The sequence below is a fragment of the Nostoc piscinale CENA21 genome, assembly GCF_001298445.1.
GTDB classification, from domain to species: Bacteria; Cyanobacteriota; Cyanobacteriia; order Cyanobacteriales; family Nostocaceae; genus Nostoc_B; species Nostoc_B piscinale_A.
This window is the reverse complement of record NZ_CP012036.1, coordinates 3,243,683-3,260,113: the sequence shown is the minus strand read 5'-3', so window position 1 is coordinate 3,260,113 and position 16,431 is coordinate 3,243,683. Positions and strand designations below refer to the sequence as shown.

Annotated in this window: 9 protein-coding genes; 5 read left to right on the top strand and 4 right to left on the bottom strand. The window is 42.6% G+C overall.

Annotated elements, in window-relative coordinates:
* Positions 1–23 precede the first annotated feature (23 nt).
* The 4 genes from ACX27_RS14090 to ACX27_RS14075 all read right to left on the bottom strand — a co-directional run bounded on the left by ACX27_RS14090 (position 24) and on the right by ACX27_RS14075 (position 5,206).
* Positions 24–1,118: a serine/threonine-protein kinase gene (locus ACX27_RS14090; RefSeq protein WP_062293464.1), complete on the bottom strand. Its 1,095-nt coding sequence runs from the start codon at positions 1,116–1,118 to the stop codon at positions 24–26.
* 216 nt (positions 1,119–1,334) lie between these two features.
* Positions 1,335–3,569, bottom strand: a complete 2,235-nt coding sequence (locus ACX27_RS14085) for a glycoside hydrolase family 57 protein (protein WP_062293462.1) — start codon at positions 3,567–3,569, stop codon at positions 1,335–1,337.
* A gap of 129 nt (positions 3,570–3,698) precedes the next feature.
* Positions 3,699–3,929: a NifU family protein gene (locus ACX27_RS14080; RefSeq protein WP_062293460.1), complete on the bottom strand. Its 231-nt coding sequence runs from the start codon at positions 3,927–3,929 to the stop codon at positions 3,699–3,701.
* 698 nt (positions 3,930–4,627) lie between these two features.
* Complete coding sequence (locus tag ACX27_RS14075; RefSeq protein ID WP_062293457.1) at positions 4,628–5,206, bottom strand: hypothetical protein; 579 nt, start codon at positions 5,204–5,206, stop codon at positions 4,628–4,630.
* A gap of 74 nt (positions 5,207–5,280) precedes the next feature.
* Here ACX27_RS14075 and ureE point away from each other — a divergent pair, with 74 nt between their 5' ends.
* The 5 genes from ureE (at position 5,281) to ACX27_RS14050 (ending at position 16,290) form a co-directional block, all read left to right on the top strand.
* Positions 5,281–5,721, top strand: a complete 441-nt coding sequence (gene ureE, locus ACX27_RS14070; protein WP_144427457.1) for an urease accessory protein UreE — start codon at positions 5,281–5,283, stop codon at positions 5,719–5,721.
* Complete coding sequence (locus tag ACX27_RS14065; protein WP_062293451.1) at positions 5,699–6,388, top strand: urease accessory protein UreF; 690 nt, start codon at positions 5,699–5,701, stop codon at positions 6,386–6,388. Before ureE ends, ACX27_RS14065 begins: the two co-directional genes overlap by 23 nt.
* Before the next feature lie 453 nt (positions 6,389–6,841).
* Positions 6,842–8,263, top strand: a complete 1,422-nt coding sequence (locus ACX27_RS14060) for a glycosyltransferase family 39 protein (protein ID WP_062293448.1) — start codon at positions 6,842–6,844, stop codon at positions 8,261–8,263.
* 82 nt (positions 8,264–8,345) lie between these two features.
* Positions 8,346–8,942 carry an urease accessory protein UreG gene (ureG, locus tag ACX27_RS14055; protein WP_062293446.1) on the top strand — a complete coding sequence of 199 codons (597 nt, stop codon included), beginning with the start codon at positions 8,346–8,348 and terminating at the stop codon, positions 8,940–8,942.
* Positions 8,943–9,609: 667 nt separating this feature from the next.
* On the top strand, positions 9,610–16,290 hold the full coding sequence (locus tag ACX27_RS14050; RefSeq protein WP_062293443.1) for a HAMP domain-containing protein: 6,681 nt from the start codon (positions 9,610–9,612) through the stop codon (positions 16,288–16,290).
* The last annotated feature ends 141 nt before the right edge of the window (positions 16,291–16,431 follow it).

Below are 16,431 nucleotides of genomic sequence, written 5' to 3'. Positions count from 1 at the left end.
GGATAGTTGGAATACTCTAATATTTAGACTGAAGTTAAATAAGAATTTAATTGACGGTGCAATTGTTTATTGTTGAGTTTAGCTTTCCATTCTCGAATTGCGATCGCAGTTTTGGCGGTTGGTGAGATGTATGTTGGTGTCGGTGGTGTTGGTTCGGGTTGAGGCTGGAATGTTCGCAGGGGTTTTGTGGTTAAACAGTTGCTTAAATTAGGTAAATTCTTCTCTAGATTTAATGCTTTAATCACATCATCTACAGTCTTGAAGCGATCGTCTAACGAAAACTTCACCATTTTTCCTAAAATCCTGGCAAAGTGATCACTAATATTCACTTCTTTTTGCCAACTAATTTCCCCTGTGGATGTATCATGTTCAAAGTCTAAAGGCCCTTTACCAGTTAATAAATAAAGACAAGTTACTCCTACTGCATAGATATCACTGGCGTAAACTGGCCGCAACGCAAACTGTTCCGGCGGTGCAAACCCCATAGTCCCGACAAAATTAGTCGTGGCTGTTTTGTAACCAGAGTCTTCTTCAATATCAACTAACTTTTCTTTAACTGCACCAAAATCAATCATCACTAATCTTTGGTCATCTTCACAGCGCAACAAGTTTTGTGGTTTAATATCTCGATGAATTACCCGATTTTGATGGATATATTGCAATATCGGTAGAATTTCTCTTAAAAACAGCTTGACTTCAGCTTCGGTTTTCACACCATTACGTCTGACTTCTCGTGCTAAAGTACAACCCCGCACATATTCCTGCACTAAATAAAACTCACCATTTTTTTCAAAGTAGTCTAACAGCATAGGGACTTGCGAATGACTACCAAGTTGCGCTAGGGTTTTAGCTTCTTGTCCAAACCGCTGACAAGCTTTATCCCAACTTTTAGTACTAGTCGTCTTAGGACAAAGTTGTTTAATTACACACAGAGGACTTCCTGGTAAGCGGGCGTTTCTGGCTAAAAAGGTAATGCCAAAGCCACCTCTACCTAAAATTCGCAATATCATGTAGCGATCGCGGAATAGCTGCGTAGAACCACACAATCGAGCCAGTTGATTTTTTTGTAAACTGTACTCGTCTGGAAAAGGGGTAATGTTTTCAGAAAAGCGATTCATGGTTTTAAAACAGCTACTCTGCATTGTTTTCAATTTAACTTTAAAAATATTTTTTTGCCAGTATCATTACTGCCTGTTTGTAAAACTTTTTCAAAGTCTTCTATTGACCAACACTTGACGCTCTCAAGGGGAATGGATACGCGATCGCTTGATTCCGTTAGACTTAAAGTATAAAAGACTGAAGCAGTTGTTTCATACTTCAGCCTTCAGACTTCTCTACGGTACTTCAATCGGAATCAAAGCATTTTCTGGCAAATAATCGGAAAAACGCCCATTATCAGCCATAACTAAAACCAAGCGCAGGGGATAATCGGGCGGAACTTGCAAATCTGCCCAAGGCACTGATAATTCTAAACAAGTATCTAAAGCTACTTGAGCGCGGCTAAAGCGGGGTTGCCATTGATAATCTTCTGCGGCTTCGCGGAACTGTACTGATTGTGTGAGTAAATTAATTTCCAGATGGTGATGATACAAATAATTCACTGGTGCTTGTTGCGGCACATCTTTTAAGGGAATTGGGCTATTGTGCATGGTCTTATCAGGATAGAACCACAGTAAATTTAATTCTGGCGGTAATTCTTGTCCTGGTTTGACACCACTTTTGAAGTCCAACCTGATATAAAAGTTGAGGTGATCTACCCCATACCAAAGTCGTTGGATGAGGCTGCTATTGTGCATTGTGCCTCTTGCACCACCAACTTCGATTCTGCCGGCTTTGTCCCAATCTTGTTCGTCACCACGGCCATCAATGACGGGGTGAATAAAGCTTTCTGGCAGATGGTTAGCGCGAATTTCATGCACTTCTACAGCTTGAGAGAGATAGGCTGGTACAGGTTCGTTTAAGGCTTTGTAAATGCCAGCCAGATGCTCTCGAAATAATTCGTCAAAAATGGCATCTTGATTAGAAGAATGTCCTTCCCCAAACCACCAAAACCAGTCTGAACCTTCAGCCGCGTACAAAGCTTCCCAGGCGGCTGGGTTGGTTTCTTCGGTGGCTTCTGGATGGCTGGCTAACACGGCTCTGGCTTGGGTTAGGTAGTCCCAAGCTTTATTTTTTGCTGGATCGCCAATCCAAGTTGTGAAGCTACCATCTACCCAAGAACCACTGTGTAATTGTTCTTGGGGGATAGTGGCTGTGGGTGGGAATTTTTCGATAAATTCCGAGACGGTAACAAGTTGCAATTGGGGGTCATTGCTCAGGTTTTGATACAAAGCTTCCAGGAACAATTTGCCGTCTTGGGGATAAAATTCCCAACAATTTTCGCCATCTAAGGCAATGGTGACTAACCAAGGTTGTTCGCTGGGGTTTTCGCGCTGCTTTTTGGCGATCGCTTGCAGATGTCCCACTAAGTTGGCGGCGGCTTGTTTTGGCTGCATTGACCCGTAGGTAAAGCCAATTAAATCAGACAATCTATGGTCGCGGAAAACAATTGCTAAATCACCGGCTGGGGTTGTTAAGCGATAAGGTCGATACAGCATTTCTGGTTGCTGGACGTTCCCTGCACCATCTCGATGGAAGAAGTGTCGCAGTGTCCAACCCAAGACGGCTTCATCTGAGCAAATCCACTTAAAACCTTGTTTAATAATATACGGCAATACTTCTGGACTAACAGATTGTTCCGAAGGCCATAAACCTCTGGGTTCTTGACCAAAACGCTCTGTATACATATCCCAGGCTTTGCGTAGGTGGCGGGGGATGTCTTCTGCCCATTGAAAACGATACTCTGGTAAGGTCATATTCGGCACTGCTACCCGACCAGAGTTAGTATCAGCCAGCAAAGGCATAATGGGGTGAGTATAGGGCGTGGTTGTGACTTCTAATTGCCCTGTTTGCTGCATTTTCCGGTGTTGGGGAATAATGCGGCTTAAGATTTGGCGTTGTTTGGCGTAAATTTGCTGGCGATCGCTTAAACTAAAATTCCGCCCTTGTTTTAACCAAGCGGCAATTTCTGGGTCATCCCAAAACAAAGGATCTATCCAAGCTAAATTGTGCCAAGCCAGCAAATCGCTGTAATCTTGCACACCCCAATTTGCTAAACACCAAGTTTGTCCTTTGTCTTGCCTTTGTTGATACAACTCAGCATAACGCGGATGCGGATCAATCAACGTGTGGTGATTGGCATCAAAGAAATGTTGGACAATAAATTCGTGCTGTTCCCTGGTTAGTTGTTCTGCCGGAGTTAAACTGGCTGTTAAATAAGGGTCAAAAGCTGTACCAGCAATGTAATCTTCTAATTGCAATATCAAAGAAGGTACCAAATTCACCGTTTGGTGTAACTTGGGATATTGTTCCAGGATTAATATTAAATCTAAATAATCTTTAGTGCCGTGCAAGCGTACCCAAGGTAGCTTGTATTGTTGGGTAGATGAAAGTGAAACGCCGCTGTCAGGAGACTTGTACAGCGGCTGATGTTGATGCCAAATAAAGGCAACATAAAGTGGATGGGACATAATCGGTAATGATTAGGGATTAGGGATTAGGACTTAGGGATTGATCAAGTGAAAAGTTTAAAGGCAAAAGTAAAAAGCGTTAACTTTTGACTTTTTACTTTTGACTTTTTACTTCTGATCCCTCAGTCCCTAAATTACTTGTTCAACTTCAGCAATTTCGGGAATCATTTCCTTGAGGCGGCGTTCCAGACCCATTCTCAGGGTCATTGTGGAGCTAGGACAAGAACCACAAGCACCTTGTAACCGTAATCTGACCACAGGGCCATCAAGTTCTACAAGTTCCACGTTACCGCCATCAGACATCAAATAAGGGCGCATTTCATCTAAAACGGTTTCTACGTTGTCAATTGTCAATTCCATTGTTTTAGACCTGTGAAGTTAGTGATGGTGATGAGGTATGAGTTTTTCGTAGATTTTTGGCACTACTACCAACTCAACACCCATAGCTTTGTTTTTTAGCTTTGTTAAATCAATCCTAGATCCAATTGTCGCTAGATTGCTTGGCGTAGTTTTACCTTTGTTGTTTGACACAAAACAATCATCAGCGACTCAACAGCTAACATCTAGCCCTGTGACGGGATTCGTGAACTTACTAGTCAATAGAAGAGAAATACATCATAACTTTACCTTACTCCCCACCCATATATATAGTGTTTTCATATACAGTCACAAAAATTGGGTGTGGAAATTTAGGGGGTGTATGGGTAGAGAGGGTGTATGGGTGTGGGGGAAAGAAAATCTCGCTGTCACTTCTCTAGTCTAAGTTTCTGTAACCTATAACCTGTAACCAAAAAAGTGCTGAGTTAGAGAGCGTATATTACTCAGCACTCAGCACTAGTAGAGGTTGGCGTAAATAAACAGACCATAAAAAATAGCTAAAAGACTTGTTTTATTACTATTCTTTCTTTTTACTGTTGACTCTTTCAGAGTGACGCTCCTGCGTCGCTAACGCTGCGCTAACGCCACTTGCTACTCTGCGAGAAGCCGCGCAAAGCGCGTCTACAAGTCGGGAAACCCACCCAACGCAGTGGCCCACTTTTTACTTTTGCATTGTTTTACTAGTCTGGAAAAGCTAAACCTGTTCTGGGGTCGCGGATATATAGTCCTAGGGTGAGACTCCGCATCACTTCATCCCAAACGGGTGTTAACTGTTCGGCTTGGTCTGCCCAAAACTCAAAGGTAATTAAGCATTGTATATTTGAGCCTAAACCGATGCAAATTCGAGAAAAAGCTTCTCTTGGTTCGGCTTGGGTGTCAATAAACTTAAGTTCTGTCCACACAATTCTGGCAGTTTGGCGTTTGAGGGTGATAACTTCGCCTTTCTCAATTACATCGCGGCTGTCTTCTTCTACGATTTTCTTTAAGGTAGCTTTCAGGGGAAACAAACTCCAGTCGTGGGGCGGTAGGTGATTAAAAGATACTTCTAAACAGCAGTCATCTTTGGGTGGTTTTCTATCCATGAACTTGAAGGATTTTTCTTGGGGTTCAAACACCCAATTTTGGGGAACGTTGAAGCGAACAGCCCCCCGGTTGGCGACAAAGATTTTATAGCCTGATGGAGATTCCCAGTGATGGTCGGGTTGGAGATCAAGCGTTTCTTTAATCCACTGGAGATTGCTTTTTTTACGCTTTGCCATAGTTTTAGCGATCGCTCACTTCGTTAATAATATCAAATTGATGGATGTTGAATGTTTCGCGCAAAGGCATAAAGATGATCTTGACTCAACGGAAACCACCAGATGCTAATGCTGTGGTGAGTTTAACTTTAGCACTGACGGCAGAAGAACGGACTCGCAGCCGTCATCGATTTGAGATGGAAAATGGTCAGGTTGTGTTTTTGCGTTTACCCAGGGGGACGGTGTTACGGGATGGCGATATTCTACAAGATGAAAATGATGGTAGTGTAATGAGAATTGTTGCGAAACCAGAACCTGTGTTGACTGTATCTGCTAAATCACCACTGTTGTTAATGCGAGCAGCATACCATCTGGGCAATCGTCATGTGCCTGTGGAAATTACACCAAGTTATTTGCGCTTGTCACCAGATGGGGTTTTACAAACGATGTTAGTACAGTTGGGAATGGAAATTACGGAAGAAATTGCACCGTTTCAGCCAGAACTAGGGGCTTATGGACACCATCACCCTCACTGATAGTCATTTTTTGGGGATTTTGCAGTTAGCCAGCCCAGCTTTACCTGTGGGCGCTTACAGTTATTCTGAGGGTTTGGAAACTTTGGTAGAACATGGCATCGTTACTAATCAAGATACTCTCAAACATTGGCTAACCTCAGAGTTACGTTACGGTGCAATTCGGTTAGAGGCGGCGGTGATGTTACGGGCGGCTGCATCTGCGAAAATGGGGAATATTGAAACCCTCTGTTATTGGAATCGCTGGCTATCGGCGGCGAGAGAAACGCAAGAATTACGCAATTCTAGTTGGCAGATGGGACGATCGCTAACGCAATTACTTGGTAAACTACAGCCAGAGTTACTGCCGACTATTAATAGTGTGGGTAATCGTTGCAATTATGCAGTTGCTTTTGGGATTGCTGTTGCTCATTGGCAAATTCACCCCAATGCTGCTTTACTCGCATATCTGCATAGTTGGGCTACTAATCTCATCACCGCCGGAATCAAACTCATCCCCCTCGGACAAACCACCGGACAAGAATTATTACTCGGTTTACAACCATTAATTAGTGCAACTGTCCAAGAAGTTCTCGTTTTAGAAGATGATGAATTGAGTTGTTGTAGCTGGGGTTTATCTTTAGCAAGTATGCAGCATGAAACGCAGTATACAAGGTTGTTTAGAAGTTAATATGAATTACGCAGTGAGACGACAAATCAATGGTTTTGGGAATGGTATATGGGTATAGGGACTTCGCCGTAAGCGTCGGCCGAAAGGTGTAATTATTCAAAACCCTTTCACTCCCACACCCAGTCTCCACAAAAAATCTTTGTGCGTAAGTTCTGGTTAACAATAACTGAATTTTGTAGTAAATAAGATAACAACCTAAAAAATCTGATTCCGATAAAAGGCATAGGAATTTTATTTATCTCATAAGCTAGGAAATATTTATATAAAAATAGTAATCTTTAATGATTCACAAACATTTCTCTTCCTTGTCTTCCATATCTACTTTGTCTCTCTAGTATCTTTTGTTTATATCTCAAATCGGATTACTATACATGACTAGTAAGAAATTGAAAATATTTTTATTATTTAATCTTTTGATACCTGCTGTTTTTTTTTATTTTTGCTATTAACTTTATGCCGATTGAGCAGGTGTTTCAATTTGATAGCAGTGATGAAGGAATTGAATTAATTAAAGCTATTTTATATTTAGATGGCTTTTCCATGTACACACAAGTTTGGAATGACCAACCTCCTCTGTCAACAATCATTTTAGGGTTTTGGTTGAACTTGTTTGGAAAATCAATCTATTCTGCACGGCTGTTAACTTTGACTTATGCCACAGTACTGGTATGGTCTTTTGCTCAGACTCTCCGGATATGTTTAGGCAATTTTCTAGCAGTCATTGGCACTCTATTATTAATAATTTCCTGCAATTTCCTCCGATTGAGTGTTTCTGTGATGATTGGTTTACCTTCTTTAGCAATGGTTATGCTCTCAATTTTTATATTGAGTCTATATAAACACAATTTTTCTCAAAAAAACTCTCAACTTTTAATTCTGCTATCAGGTGGGCTTTTAGGGCTTTCTTTACAAATCAAATTATTTACTGCTTTTATCATTCCTTTAATAATATTTGATCTAGTGATTTTTAATTTTAATAAATACAAACACCAGATACAAAAACGGAAAATATTTTTACATCCTTTATTGTGGTTAGCCGCTTGTTTGATTGTCTTTATACTGATTGCGATCGCCAGCAATTCTCTCAATTATGAACAATTGCTTCAATCTCATTTATCTGAGGAAACCATCACAGCTTTTTCAGCCCAAAATAGTCAAATATTAACCTTATCATTTCTTTTGCAAGATTTTGATTATTTGCTTTTAGCTATTCTAGCAATTACAGTAATTATTCAAAAAAAACAATGGGAAAATTCTTTCCCGGTCATTTGGCTTGTCACCAGTTTCATCGCTTTAATGAATCATCGACCAGTCTGGTATCACCACTACCTTTTAATATCTATTCCCTTGACTTGGCTGGCTACCTATGGATTACAGCTATCACTAGATTTTTTCCGACAAAATAAATGGTATTCTAAATTTAAACTTACTAATTTCTCTCAAATTACCATTCCTTATTTAGCCGCGGTCTTGATTATTTTTTCAATTGTTGTCACTCCTATTAAATTAGGAGTCATGTTTGTGGAGAATCAGAAATATCTAAAACAGAACCAAAATCATATCCAACTTGTAGACATTCTCTTAAAACATAAGAAATATACTAACTGGCTATTTACAGACTATCCAATTTATGCTTTTTATTCAGGCTTACCTGTGCCTCCAGAGATTGCTGTTTTATCCCACATCAGGATAGAATCTAACAGCATAACTGCTGAACAAATGATCTCAGTTTTACAAATGTATCGTCCTGAGCAAGTTCTGTTATGTAAATCTAAAACTATTCAGCAATATTTAAGTGATTATCTTAATCAGAATTATGTCAAAACTTATAAAAATTCTCTATGTACTCACTTTTTATTAAAGGGAATACCTTAGTTATCTGAAAATTTAAAATCCTCAAGCCTCTAGATTTATCTATGGGGTCAATCTAAAATCTCAAATTCAAAATTGTGTGACTATGACCGCATTTCGAGTAGGTGTTGCAGGCCCGGTGGGTTCAGGGAAGACAGCTTTAGTGGATGCTTTATGTAAGGCGTTAGGTGACCAGTATCATCTTGCTGTAGTGACAAATGATATTTATACTCAAGAGGATGCACAATTTTTAGTACGTTCTCAGGCTTTAGCAAGCGATCGCATTTTGGGTGTAGAAACTGGAGGCTGTCCCCACACAGCGATTCGGGAAGATGCTTCGATGAATTTAGCTGCGATTCAACAGTTAGAAGAGCGTTTTCATAATTTAGATTTAGTCTTTTTAGAAAGTGGCGGCGATAATTTAGCCGCTACCTTCAGTCCAGAATTAGTCGATTTAACTATATATGTTATTGATGTGGCTGCTGGCGATAAAATTCCCCGCAAAGGTGGCCCAGGAATTACCAAATCTGATTTATTAGTGATTAATAAAACTGACCTTGCACCTTATGTCGGTGCAGATTTAAGCGTTATGGAACGCGATGCAAAAAGAATGCGCGGTGACAAACCTTTTATTTTTACTAATTTAAAAACTCAATCAGGTTTAACAGAGGTGATTAACTTCGTCTGTAAATATCTGGGTTAAAAATTTTACCTTTTGTAATTTATCAAAATATTAACGTAAAGTAACTCTGCATTACTTTGCGTTAACAATCTTTAAGAATATAGCAGAACAAAAGGGGTAGGGGAGACAAAGGCGACAAGGGAGAGAGATTTGTATAGCAGTATTGAGGTTGGTTAGAACATCGGTAAATTGCAACGATTCACCTCTCAGTAACAAATTTATCTCATCCTGTCCTCTATCTTGCGTTAGATACAAATAATCTATTATTACTCCTAAAGTTAGATAAATTCTATAGTTAAAATCATTGATAGTTATTAATAATGAGTCTGTTATATTAAAGAGGATTTTTAACTATCTTCAGCAAAAGTTTAGTTAAAAATAAACACAGAAATTATATTTTGAAAAGCGTTTCCATTTATACCAATTGAACATGAAGCTGTACCTATAAATTCTGTAGAGACTTGGTATACTAAGTCTCTACAACAACTGATAAATTGCATCTTCATCAATAAATGGTATTAACCATCAATTTACATATCCAAGACACATTAATTTTTGGAGTAGATGTCTGGCTTAACGATGATTCTTGGATAATTTAATTTGCAGCATAACGCTCTGAAACAGTATGAGCGTGCAGTATTAATATATTTTACCTCACAATAATCCCCAGTTTCCCAAGGATATAGCAATGGCAACCGAACAGTTAACCAGAGAAAGCGACAATCTTGATTTAAAACAATTGCTGAAAACACTCACTGCTGTGAAAAAAGGTGACTTTTCGGTTCGGATGTCTGTAGAAAATACTGGTTTAGCAGGTAAAATCGCTGACACGCTCAACGATATTATTGACCAAAATGAGCGGATGGCGTTAGAACTCCAGCGCATTGGGAATGTGGTTGGGAAAGAAGGGAAAATTACAGAACGCGCCTCTTTAGGAACTGTGCGGGGTTCTTGGTCAGATTGTGTCAATTCTGTCAACACTTTAATTACAGATTTAGTCCAACCGACAGCCGAGACGACAAGGGTGATTCGGGCGGTGGCGAATGGGGATTTGTCTCAAACCATCGCCACAGAAATAGATGGTAAACCCCTCAAAGGTGAGTTTCTGCAAACAGCCAATATCGTTAACACAATGGTAGAACGGCTGGGTTCCTTCGCGTCGGAAGTTACAAGAGTAGCGCGGGAAGTGGGAACAGAAGGGAAACTCGGTGTCCAAGCAGAAGTGCGGGGTGTGGCGGGAACCTGGAAAGACCTCACCGATAATGTGAATTTGATGGCGGGAAACCTTACAGGACAGGTACGTAATATTGCGGAAGTTGCCACAGCGATCGCCAACGGTGATTTATCCAAGAAAATCACAGTAAACGTCAAAGGTGAAATTCTCGAACTGAAAAACACCGTCAATACAATGGTTGATCAGTTAAATTCCTTCGCCTCTGAGGTAACAAGGGTAGCGCGGGAAGTCGGGACGGAAGGGAAACTCGGTGTCCAAGCGGAAGTGCGGGGTGTGGCGGGAACTTGGAAAGACCTCACCGATAACGTGAATTTAATGGCGGGAAATCTTACCGGACAGGTACGTAATATTGCGGAAGTTGCAACAGCGATCGCTAATGGTGATTTATCAAAGAAAATCACTGTAGATGTTAAAGGTGAAATTCTCGAACTGAAAAATACCATCAACATCATGGTGGATCAACTCAGTTCATTCGTGTCAGAAGTAACTAGAGTAGCGCGTGAGGTAGGAAGTGAAGGTAAATTAGGTGTCCAAGCCGATGTTAAAGGTGTGGCGGGTACCTGGAAGGATTTGACCGACTCTGTGAATTTCATGGCGGGAAGTTTGACAGCCCAAGTAAGAAACATCGCAGAAGTGACAACGGCGGTGGCGAATGGGGACTTGTCGAAGAAAATCACAGTGGATGTAAAGGGTGAAATTCTGGAGTTGAAGAATACGATTAATACAATGGTGGATCAACTCAATTCCTTCGCGTCGGAAGTTACAAGAGTAGCGCGGGAAGTGGGAACAGAAGGGAAACTCGGTGTCCAAGCAGAAGTGCGGGGTGTGGCGGGAACCTGGAAAGACCTCACCGATAACGTGAATTTGATGGCGGGGAATTTGACGGGACAGGTAAGAAACATTGCGGAAGTTGCAACAGCGATCGCTAATGGGGACTTATCGAAGAAAATTACTGTAGATGTTAAGGGCGAAATTCTGGAGTTGAAAAACACGATCAATATCATGGTGGATCAACTCAGTTCCTTTGCATCAGAAGTAACAAGGGTGGCGCGTGAGGTAGGAAGTGAAGGTAAACTCGGTGTCCAAGCAGATGTGCGCGGTGTAGCAGGGACATGGAAAGATTTGACTGACTCCGTAAACTTCATGGCGGGAAGTTTGACAGCCCAGGTAAGAAACATCGCGGAAGTGACAACGGCGGTGGCGAATGGGGACTTGTCCAAGAAAATCACAGTGGATGTGAAGGGTGAAATTCTGGAGTTGAAAAACACGATTAATACAATGGTGGATCAACTCAATTCCTTTGCATCGGAAGTCACCAGGGTGGCGCGAGAGGTAGGAAGTGAAGGTAAATTAGGTGTTCAAGCGGAAGTCAAAGGTGTGGCGGGGACGTGGAAAGACCTCACCGACTCGGTGAATTTCATGGCGGGAAGTTTGACAGCCCAGGTGCGAAATATCGCCGATGTCACAACGGCGGTGGCGAATGGGGACTTGTCCAAGAAAATCACAGTGGATGTGAAGGGTGAAATTCTGGAGTTGAAAAACACGATTAATACAATGGTGGATCAACTCAGTTCCTTTGCATCAGAAGTAACTAGAGTAGCGCGAGAGGTGGGAACAGAAGGAAAACTGGGTGTCCAAGCCGAAGTACGCGGTGTGGCGGGGACATGGAAAGACTTGACAGGTGCGGTGAATATGATGGCGGGGAACCTCACCGACCAAGTACGTAGTATAGCGGAAGTTGCCACTGCGATCGCTAATGGGGACTTATCGAAAAAAATCACTGTCCAAGTTAAAGGTGAAATTCTGGAGTTGAAAAACACCATCAATATCATGGTGGATCAACTCAACTCCTTCGCATCGGAAGTAACCAGAGTGGCGCGAGAAGTAGGAAGTGAGGGTAAGTTAGGTGTCCAAGCCGATGTTAAAGGTGTGGCGGGAACCTGGAAAGACCTCACCGACAGCGTGAATTTCATGGCGGGAAGTTTGACAGCCCAGGTACGCAACATCGCAGCAGTCACAACAGCCGTGGCGAATGGCGACTTATCCAAGAAAATCTCTGTGGATGTCAAAGGTGAAATTCTGGAGTTGAAAAACACCGTCAATACAATGGTGGATCAACTTAATTCCTTTGCGTCGGAAGTAACGAGAGTAGCGCGAGAGGTGGGAACGGAAGGAAAACTCGGTGTTCAAGCCGAAGTCAAAGGTGTGGCGGGAACCTGGAAAGACCTCACCGACTCGGTAAACTTCATGGCGGGAAGTTTGACAGCCCAGGTAAGAAACATCGCGGAAGTGACGACGGCGGTGGCGAATGGGGACTTATCCAAGAAAATCACCGTTGATGTGAAGGGTGAAATTCTGGAGTTGAAAAACACCATCAATACAATGGTGGATCAACTTAATTCCTTCGCATCGGAAGTAACACGGGTGGCGCGAGAGGTGGGAACGGAAGGTAAACTTGGTGTTCAAGCTTACGTCCGTGGCGTTGGTGGGACGTGGAAAGACCTCACCGACAACGTCAACTCAATGGCGGGTAACTTAACCGCCCAGGTAAGGAACATCGCGGAAGTAACCAAGGCGGTGGCGAATGGTGACTTGTCGAAGAAAATCACGGTGGATGTGAAGGGTGAAATTCTCGACTTGAAGAACACGATTAATACAATGGTGGATCAATTGAGTTCCTTCGCCAGTGAGGTAACGCGGGTAGCGCGAGAGGTGGGTACAGAAGGAAAATTAGGCGGTCAAGCTGTGGTACAAGGTGTGGCGGGGACATGGAAAGACCTCACCGATAATGTGAATTCGATGGCGGGTAACTTAACCGCCCAAGTGCGAGGAATTGCGCGAGTTGTCACCGCCGTGGCGAATGGGGATTTGAAGCGGAAATTGATGTTAGATGCGAAGGGTGAAATTGAAACCTTAGCAGAAACCATCAATGAAATGATTGATACCCTAGCGACCTTTGCCAATCAGGTCACAACCGTAGCGCGGGAAGTGGGAATTGAGGGCAAACTGGGCGGTCAAGCGAGGGTACCAGGGGCGGCGGGAACCTGGAAAGACTTAACAGATAACGTAAATGAACTAGCTGCAACTCTGACAACTCAGCTACGGGCGATTGCAGAAGTTGCGACAGCGGTAACAAAAGGCGATTTAACTCGGTCAATTTCCGTGGAAGCACTAGGGGAAGTGGCAATCTTAAAAGACAACATCAACCAGATGATTGCCAATTTGCGCGAGACTACCCAAAAGAACACCGAACAAGACTGGTTAAAGACCAACCTTGCCAAATTCACCCGGATGTTGCAAGGTCAGCGCGACTTAGAAACAGTATCCAAGCTCATTCTCTCAGAACTTGCACCCCTGGTAGGCGCACAACATGGCGTATTTTACTTAATGGATGCTGGTGAACAACAACAGGTATATCTGAAATTACTCAGCAGTTACGCCTACCGCGAACGCAAACATCTAGCCAATCGTTTTCACTTGGGTGAAGGTTTAGTCGGACAATGCGCTTTAGAAAAAGAGCGAATTTTGTTAACTGAAGTACCGAGTAATTATGTCAAGATTAGTTCGGGTTTGGGTGAAGCAGCCCCACTCAACGCTGTGGTTTTACCTGTGTTGTTTGAAGGACAAGTTACAGCCGTCATTGAGTTAGCCTCCTTCCGCCGCTTTAGTGAAATTCATTTAACATTCTTCGACCAACTCACCGAAAGTATTGCGATCGTTCTCAATACGATCGCCGCTTCCATGCGTACCGAAGAATTACTCAAACAATCCCAATCTTTGGCGGAAGAACTGCAAACTCAACAAAACGAACTCAAAGAAACCAACAAACGCCTCGAACAACAAGCCCAGTCTCTCAAAACTTCGGAAGATTTACTCAAGAAACAACAAGAAGAATTACAACAAACCAACGCCGAACTCGAAGAAAAAGCCGAATTACTGGCGCTGCAAAAGAAAGAAGTTGAACGCAAAAACCTGGAAATTGAACAAGCGAGACTTTCTTTGGAAGAAAAAGCCGAACAATTGGCGCTGTCATCCAAATACAAATCTGAATTTCTGGCGAATATGTCCCATGAACTGCGGACACCGTTAAATAGTTTGTTAATTTTAGCGAAGTTGTTAACCGATAACATTGATGGCAACCTCAGCACCAAACAAGTCGAATACAGCCGCACAATTTACTCGGCAGGGAATGACTTGTTGGCGTTGATTAATGACATTTTGGATTTGGCAAAAATTGAGTCGGGAACCATGTCGATTGATATGTCGCAGATGTTAGTCACCGATTTGCGAGATCAAACAGAACGCACATTTCGCCAAATCGCCCAAGATAAAGGACTCAGTTTCACTATTGAAATCGGTGCTGATTTACCCAAAGCCATTTACACTGACCCGAAACGCTTACAACAAGTCCTGAAAAATCTGCTTTCCAACGCCTTTAAATTTACCGAACGGGGAGAGGTACGCTTACGCATTGAAGTCGCCCAGCAAGGATGGAGTATTAATCAAGAAACCTTAAACCGCGCCCCAATGGTAGTCGCCTTTTCGGTGATCGATACAGGAATTGGTATCGCCCCAGAAAAACAAAAAGTGATTTTTGAAGCCTTCCAACAAGCCGACGGTACTACCAGCCGCAAATACGGTGGTACAGGTTTAGGTTTATCCATCAGTCGGGAAATTGCCCGTTTGTTTGGTGGCGAAATTACCTTGGTAAGTAACGTCAGCCAAGGTAGTACATTTACCTTCTACTTACCCCAATTTGATTCTGACTCCACCTTCATTTTGCCTGAACCCACATCTCAACTAGTTCCCACTCCCTCACTCCCTACTCCCAACTCAGCACTCAGTGAAAAGTTGCGTGCGGGGGTTCCTCCCATTGAGCAAACTTCGGTGACTCAGCACTCAGCACTCCCCACTCAGCACTTAGCACTCCTAGAAGACGATCGCATTGATATCCAAAATAGCGATCGCGTACTATTAATCGTCGAAGATGACATTCATTTTGCCCGCATCCTCTTGGATATGGCACAGCAGCAAGGTTTTAAAGTCATTGCCGCCCAAAGTGGTAGTAATGGTTTAGCACTGGCGCAACAATTTCAACCCGCCGGAATTTTACTCGATATCCGCTTACCTGATATGGATGGTTGGACGGTTTTAGACAGGTTAAAGCATGACGCAAATACCCGTCACATTCCTGTTCATATCATGACCGTCGAAGAAGGTAAACGCCGGAGTTTGCAATTAGGGGCGTTAGCATATCTGCAAAAACCAGCCAGCAGCGAAAGTATTTTTGATGCTTTAAATAAAATCAAAGGTTTTGTCGAACGGCGGGTGAAGAGTTTGCTGGTAGTGGAAGATGACGACACCCAACGCCATAGCATTGTTGAGTTAATTGGTAATAGCGATGTCGCAACTACCGCCGTCGCCACTGGTGCAGCCGCTTTAGAGGCGATAAATGCCCAACCCTTTGATTGTCTGGTTCTTGATTTAGGGCTACCCGATATGAATGGGTTTGAACTGCTTCAACAAATCAAACAGCAGCCCAATGGTGAATCATTACCCATCATTATTTACACTGGGATTGAATTAACCAAAGCCCAAGAAGTCGAACTGCGGCGCATCACCGAAACCATCATTGTCAAAGACGTGCGATCGCCTGAACGCCTCCTTGATGAAACTACATTATTTTTACACCGAGTCCAAGCAAATTTACCAGAACCCAAACGCCAAATCCTTGAAGAACTGCACGCCAGTGACTACATCCTGGCGAACAAGAAAGTATTAATTATTGATGATGATGTCCGTAATATCTTTGCCTTAACCAGTATGCTAGAACGCTATCACATGCAGGTGATGTATGCAGAAAACGGCAGAGATGGCATCACCATGTTAGAAACTACACCAGATATTGATGTGGTATTAATGGATGTGATGATGCCGGAAATGGATGGTTACGAAACCACCCGCTTAATTCGCCAAAATAACCGATTCATCACCTTACCAATTATTGCCCTCACCGCCAAAGCCATGCAAGGCGATCGCGAAAAGTGCATCGAGTCCGGCGCATCCGATTACATCACCAAACCCGTAGATATTGAACAATTGCTGTCTTTATTGCGCGTCTGGCTATATCGGTAAACTAACACGTAGAGACACAGCAGCGTTGTAACAGGATTCATCAACCTTTGCTTCGCTGTGTGTATTTATAGCAGGAGGCAGGAGGCGGAAGGCAGAAAGTAGGAGTTAAAAGTTTTACTACACCTGACATTCATACTTTTG

Coding starts and splice junctions, on each gene's coding strand:
- ACX27_RS14090 (WP_062293464.1), bottom strand. CDS start 1,118: ATGAATCGCTTTTCTGAAAACATTACCCCTTTTCCAGACGAGTACAGT.
- ACX27_RS14085 (WP_062293462.1), bottom strand. CDS start 3,569: ATGTCCCATCCACTTTATGTTGCCTTTATTTGGCATCAACATCAGCCG.
- ACX27_RS14080 (WP_062293460.1), bottom strand. CDS start 3,929: ATGGAATTGACAATTGACAACGTAGAAACCGTTTTAGATGAAATGCGC.
- ACX27_RS14075 (WP_062293457.1), bottom strand. CDS start 5,206: ATGGCAAAGCGTAAAAAAAGCAATCTCCAGTGGATTAAAGAAACGCTT.
- ureE (WP_144427457.1), top strand. CDS start 5,281: ATGATCTTGACTCAACGGAAACCACCAGATGCTAATGCTGTGGTGAGT.
- ACX27_RS14065 (WP_062293451.1), top strand. CDS start 5,699: ATGGACACCATCACCCTCACTGATAGTCATTTTTTGGGGATTTTGCAG.
- ACX27_RS14060 (WP_062293448.1), top strand. CDS start 6,842: ATGCCGATTGAGCAGGTGTTTCAATTTGATAGCAGTGATGAAGGAATT.
- ureG (WP_062293446.1), top strand. CDS start 8,346: ATGACCGCATTTCGAGTAGGTGTTGCAGGCCCGGTGGGTTCAGGGAAG.
- ACX27_RS14050 (WP_062293443.1), top strand. CDS start 9,610: ATGGCAACCGAACAGTTAACCAGAGAAAGCGACAATCTTGATTTAAAA.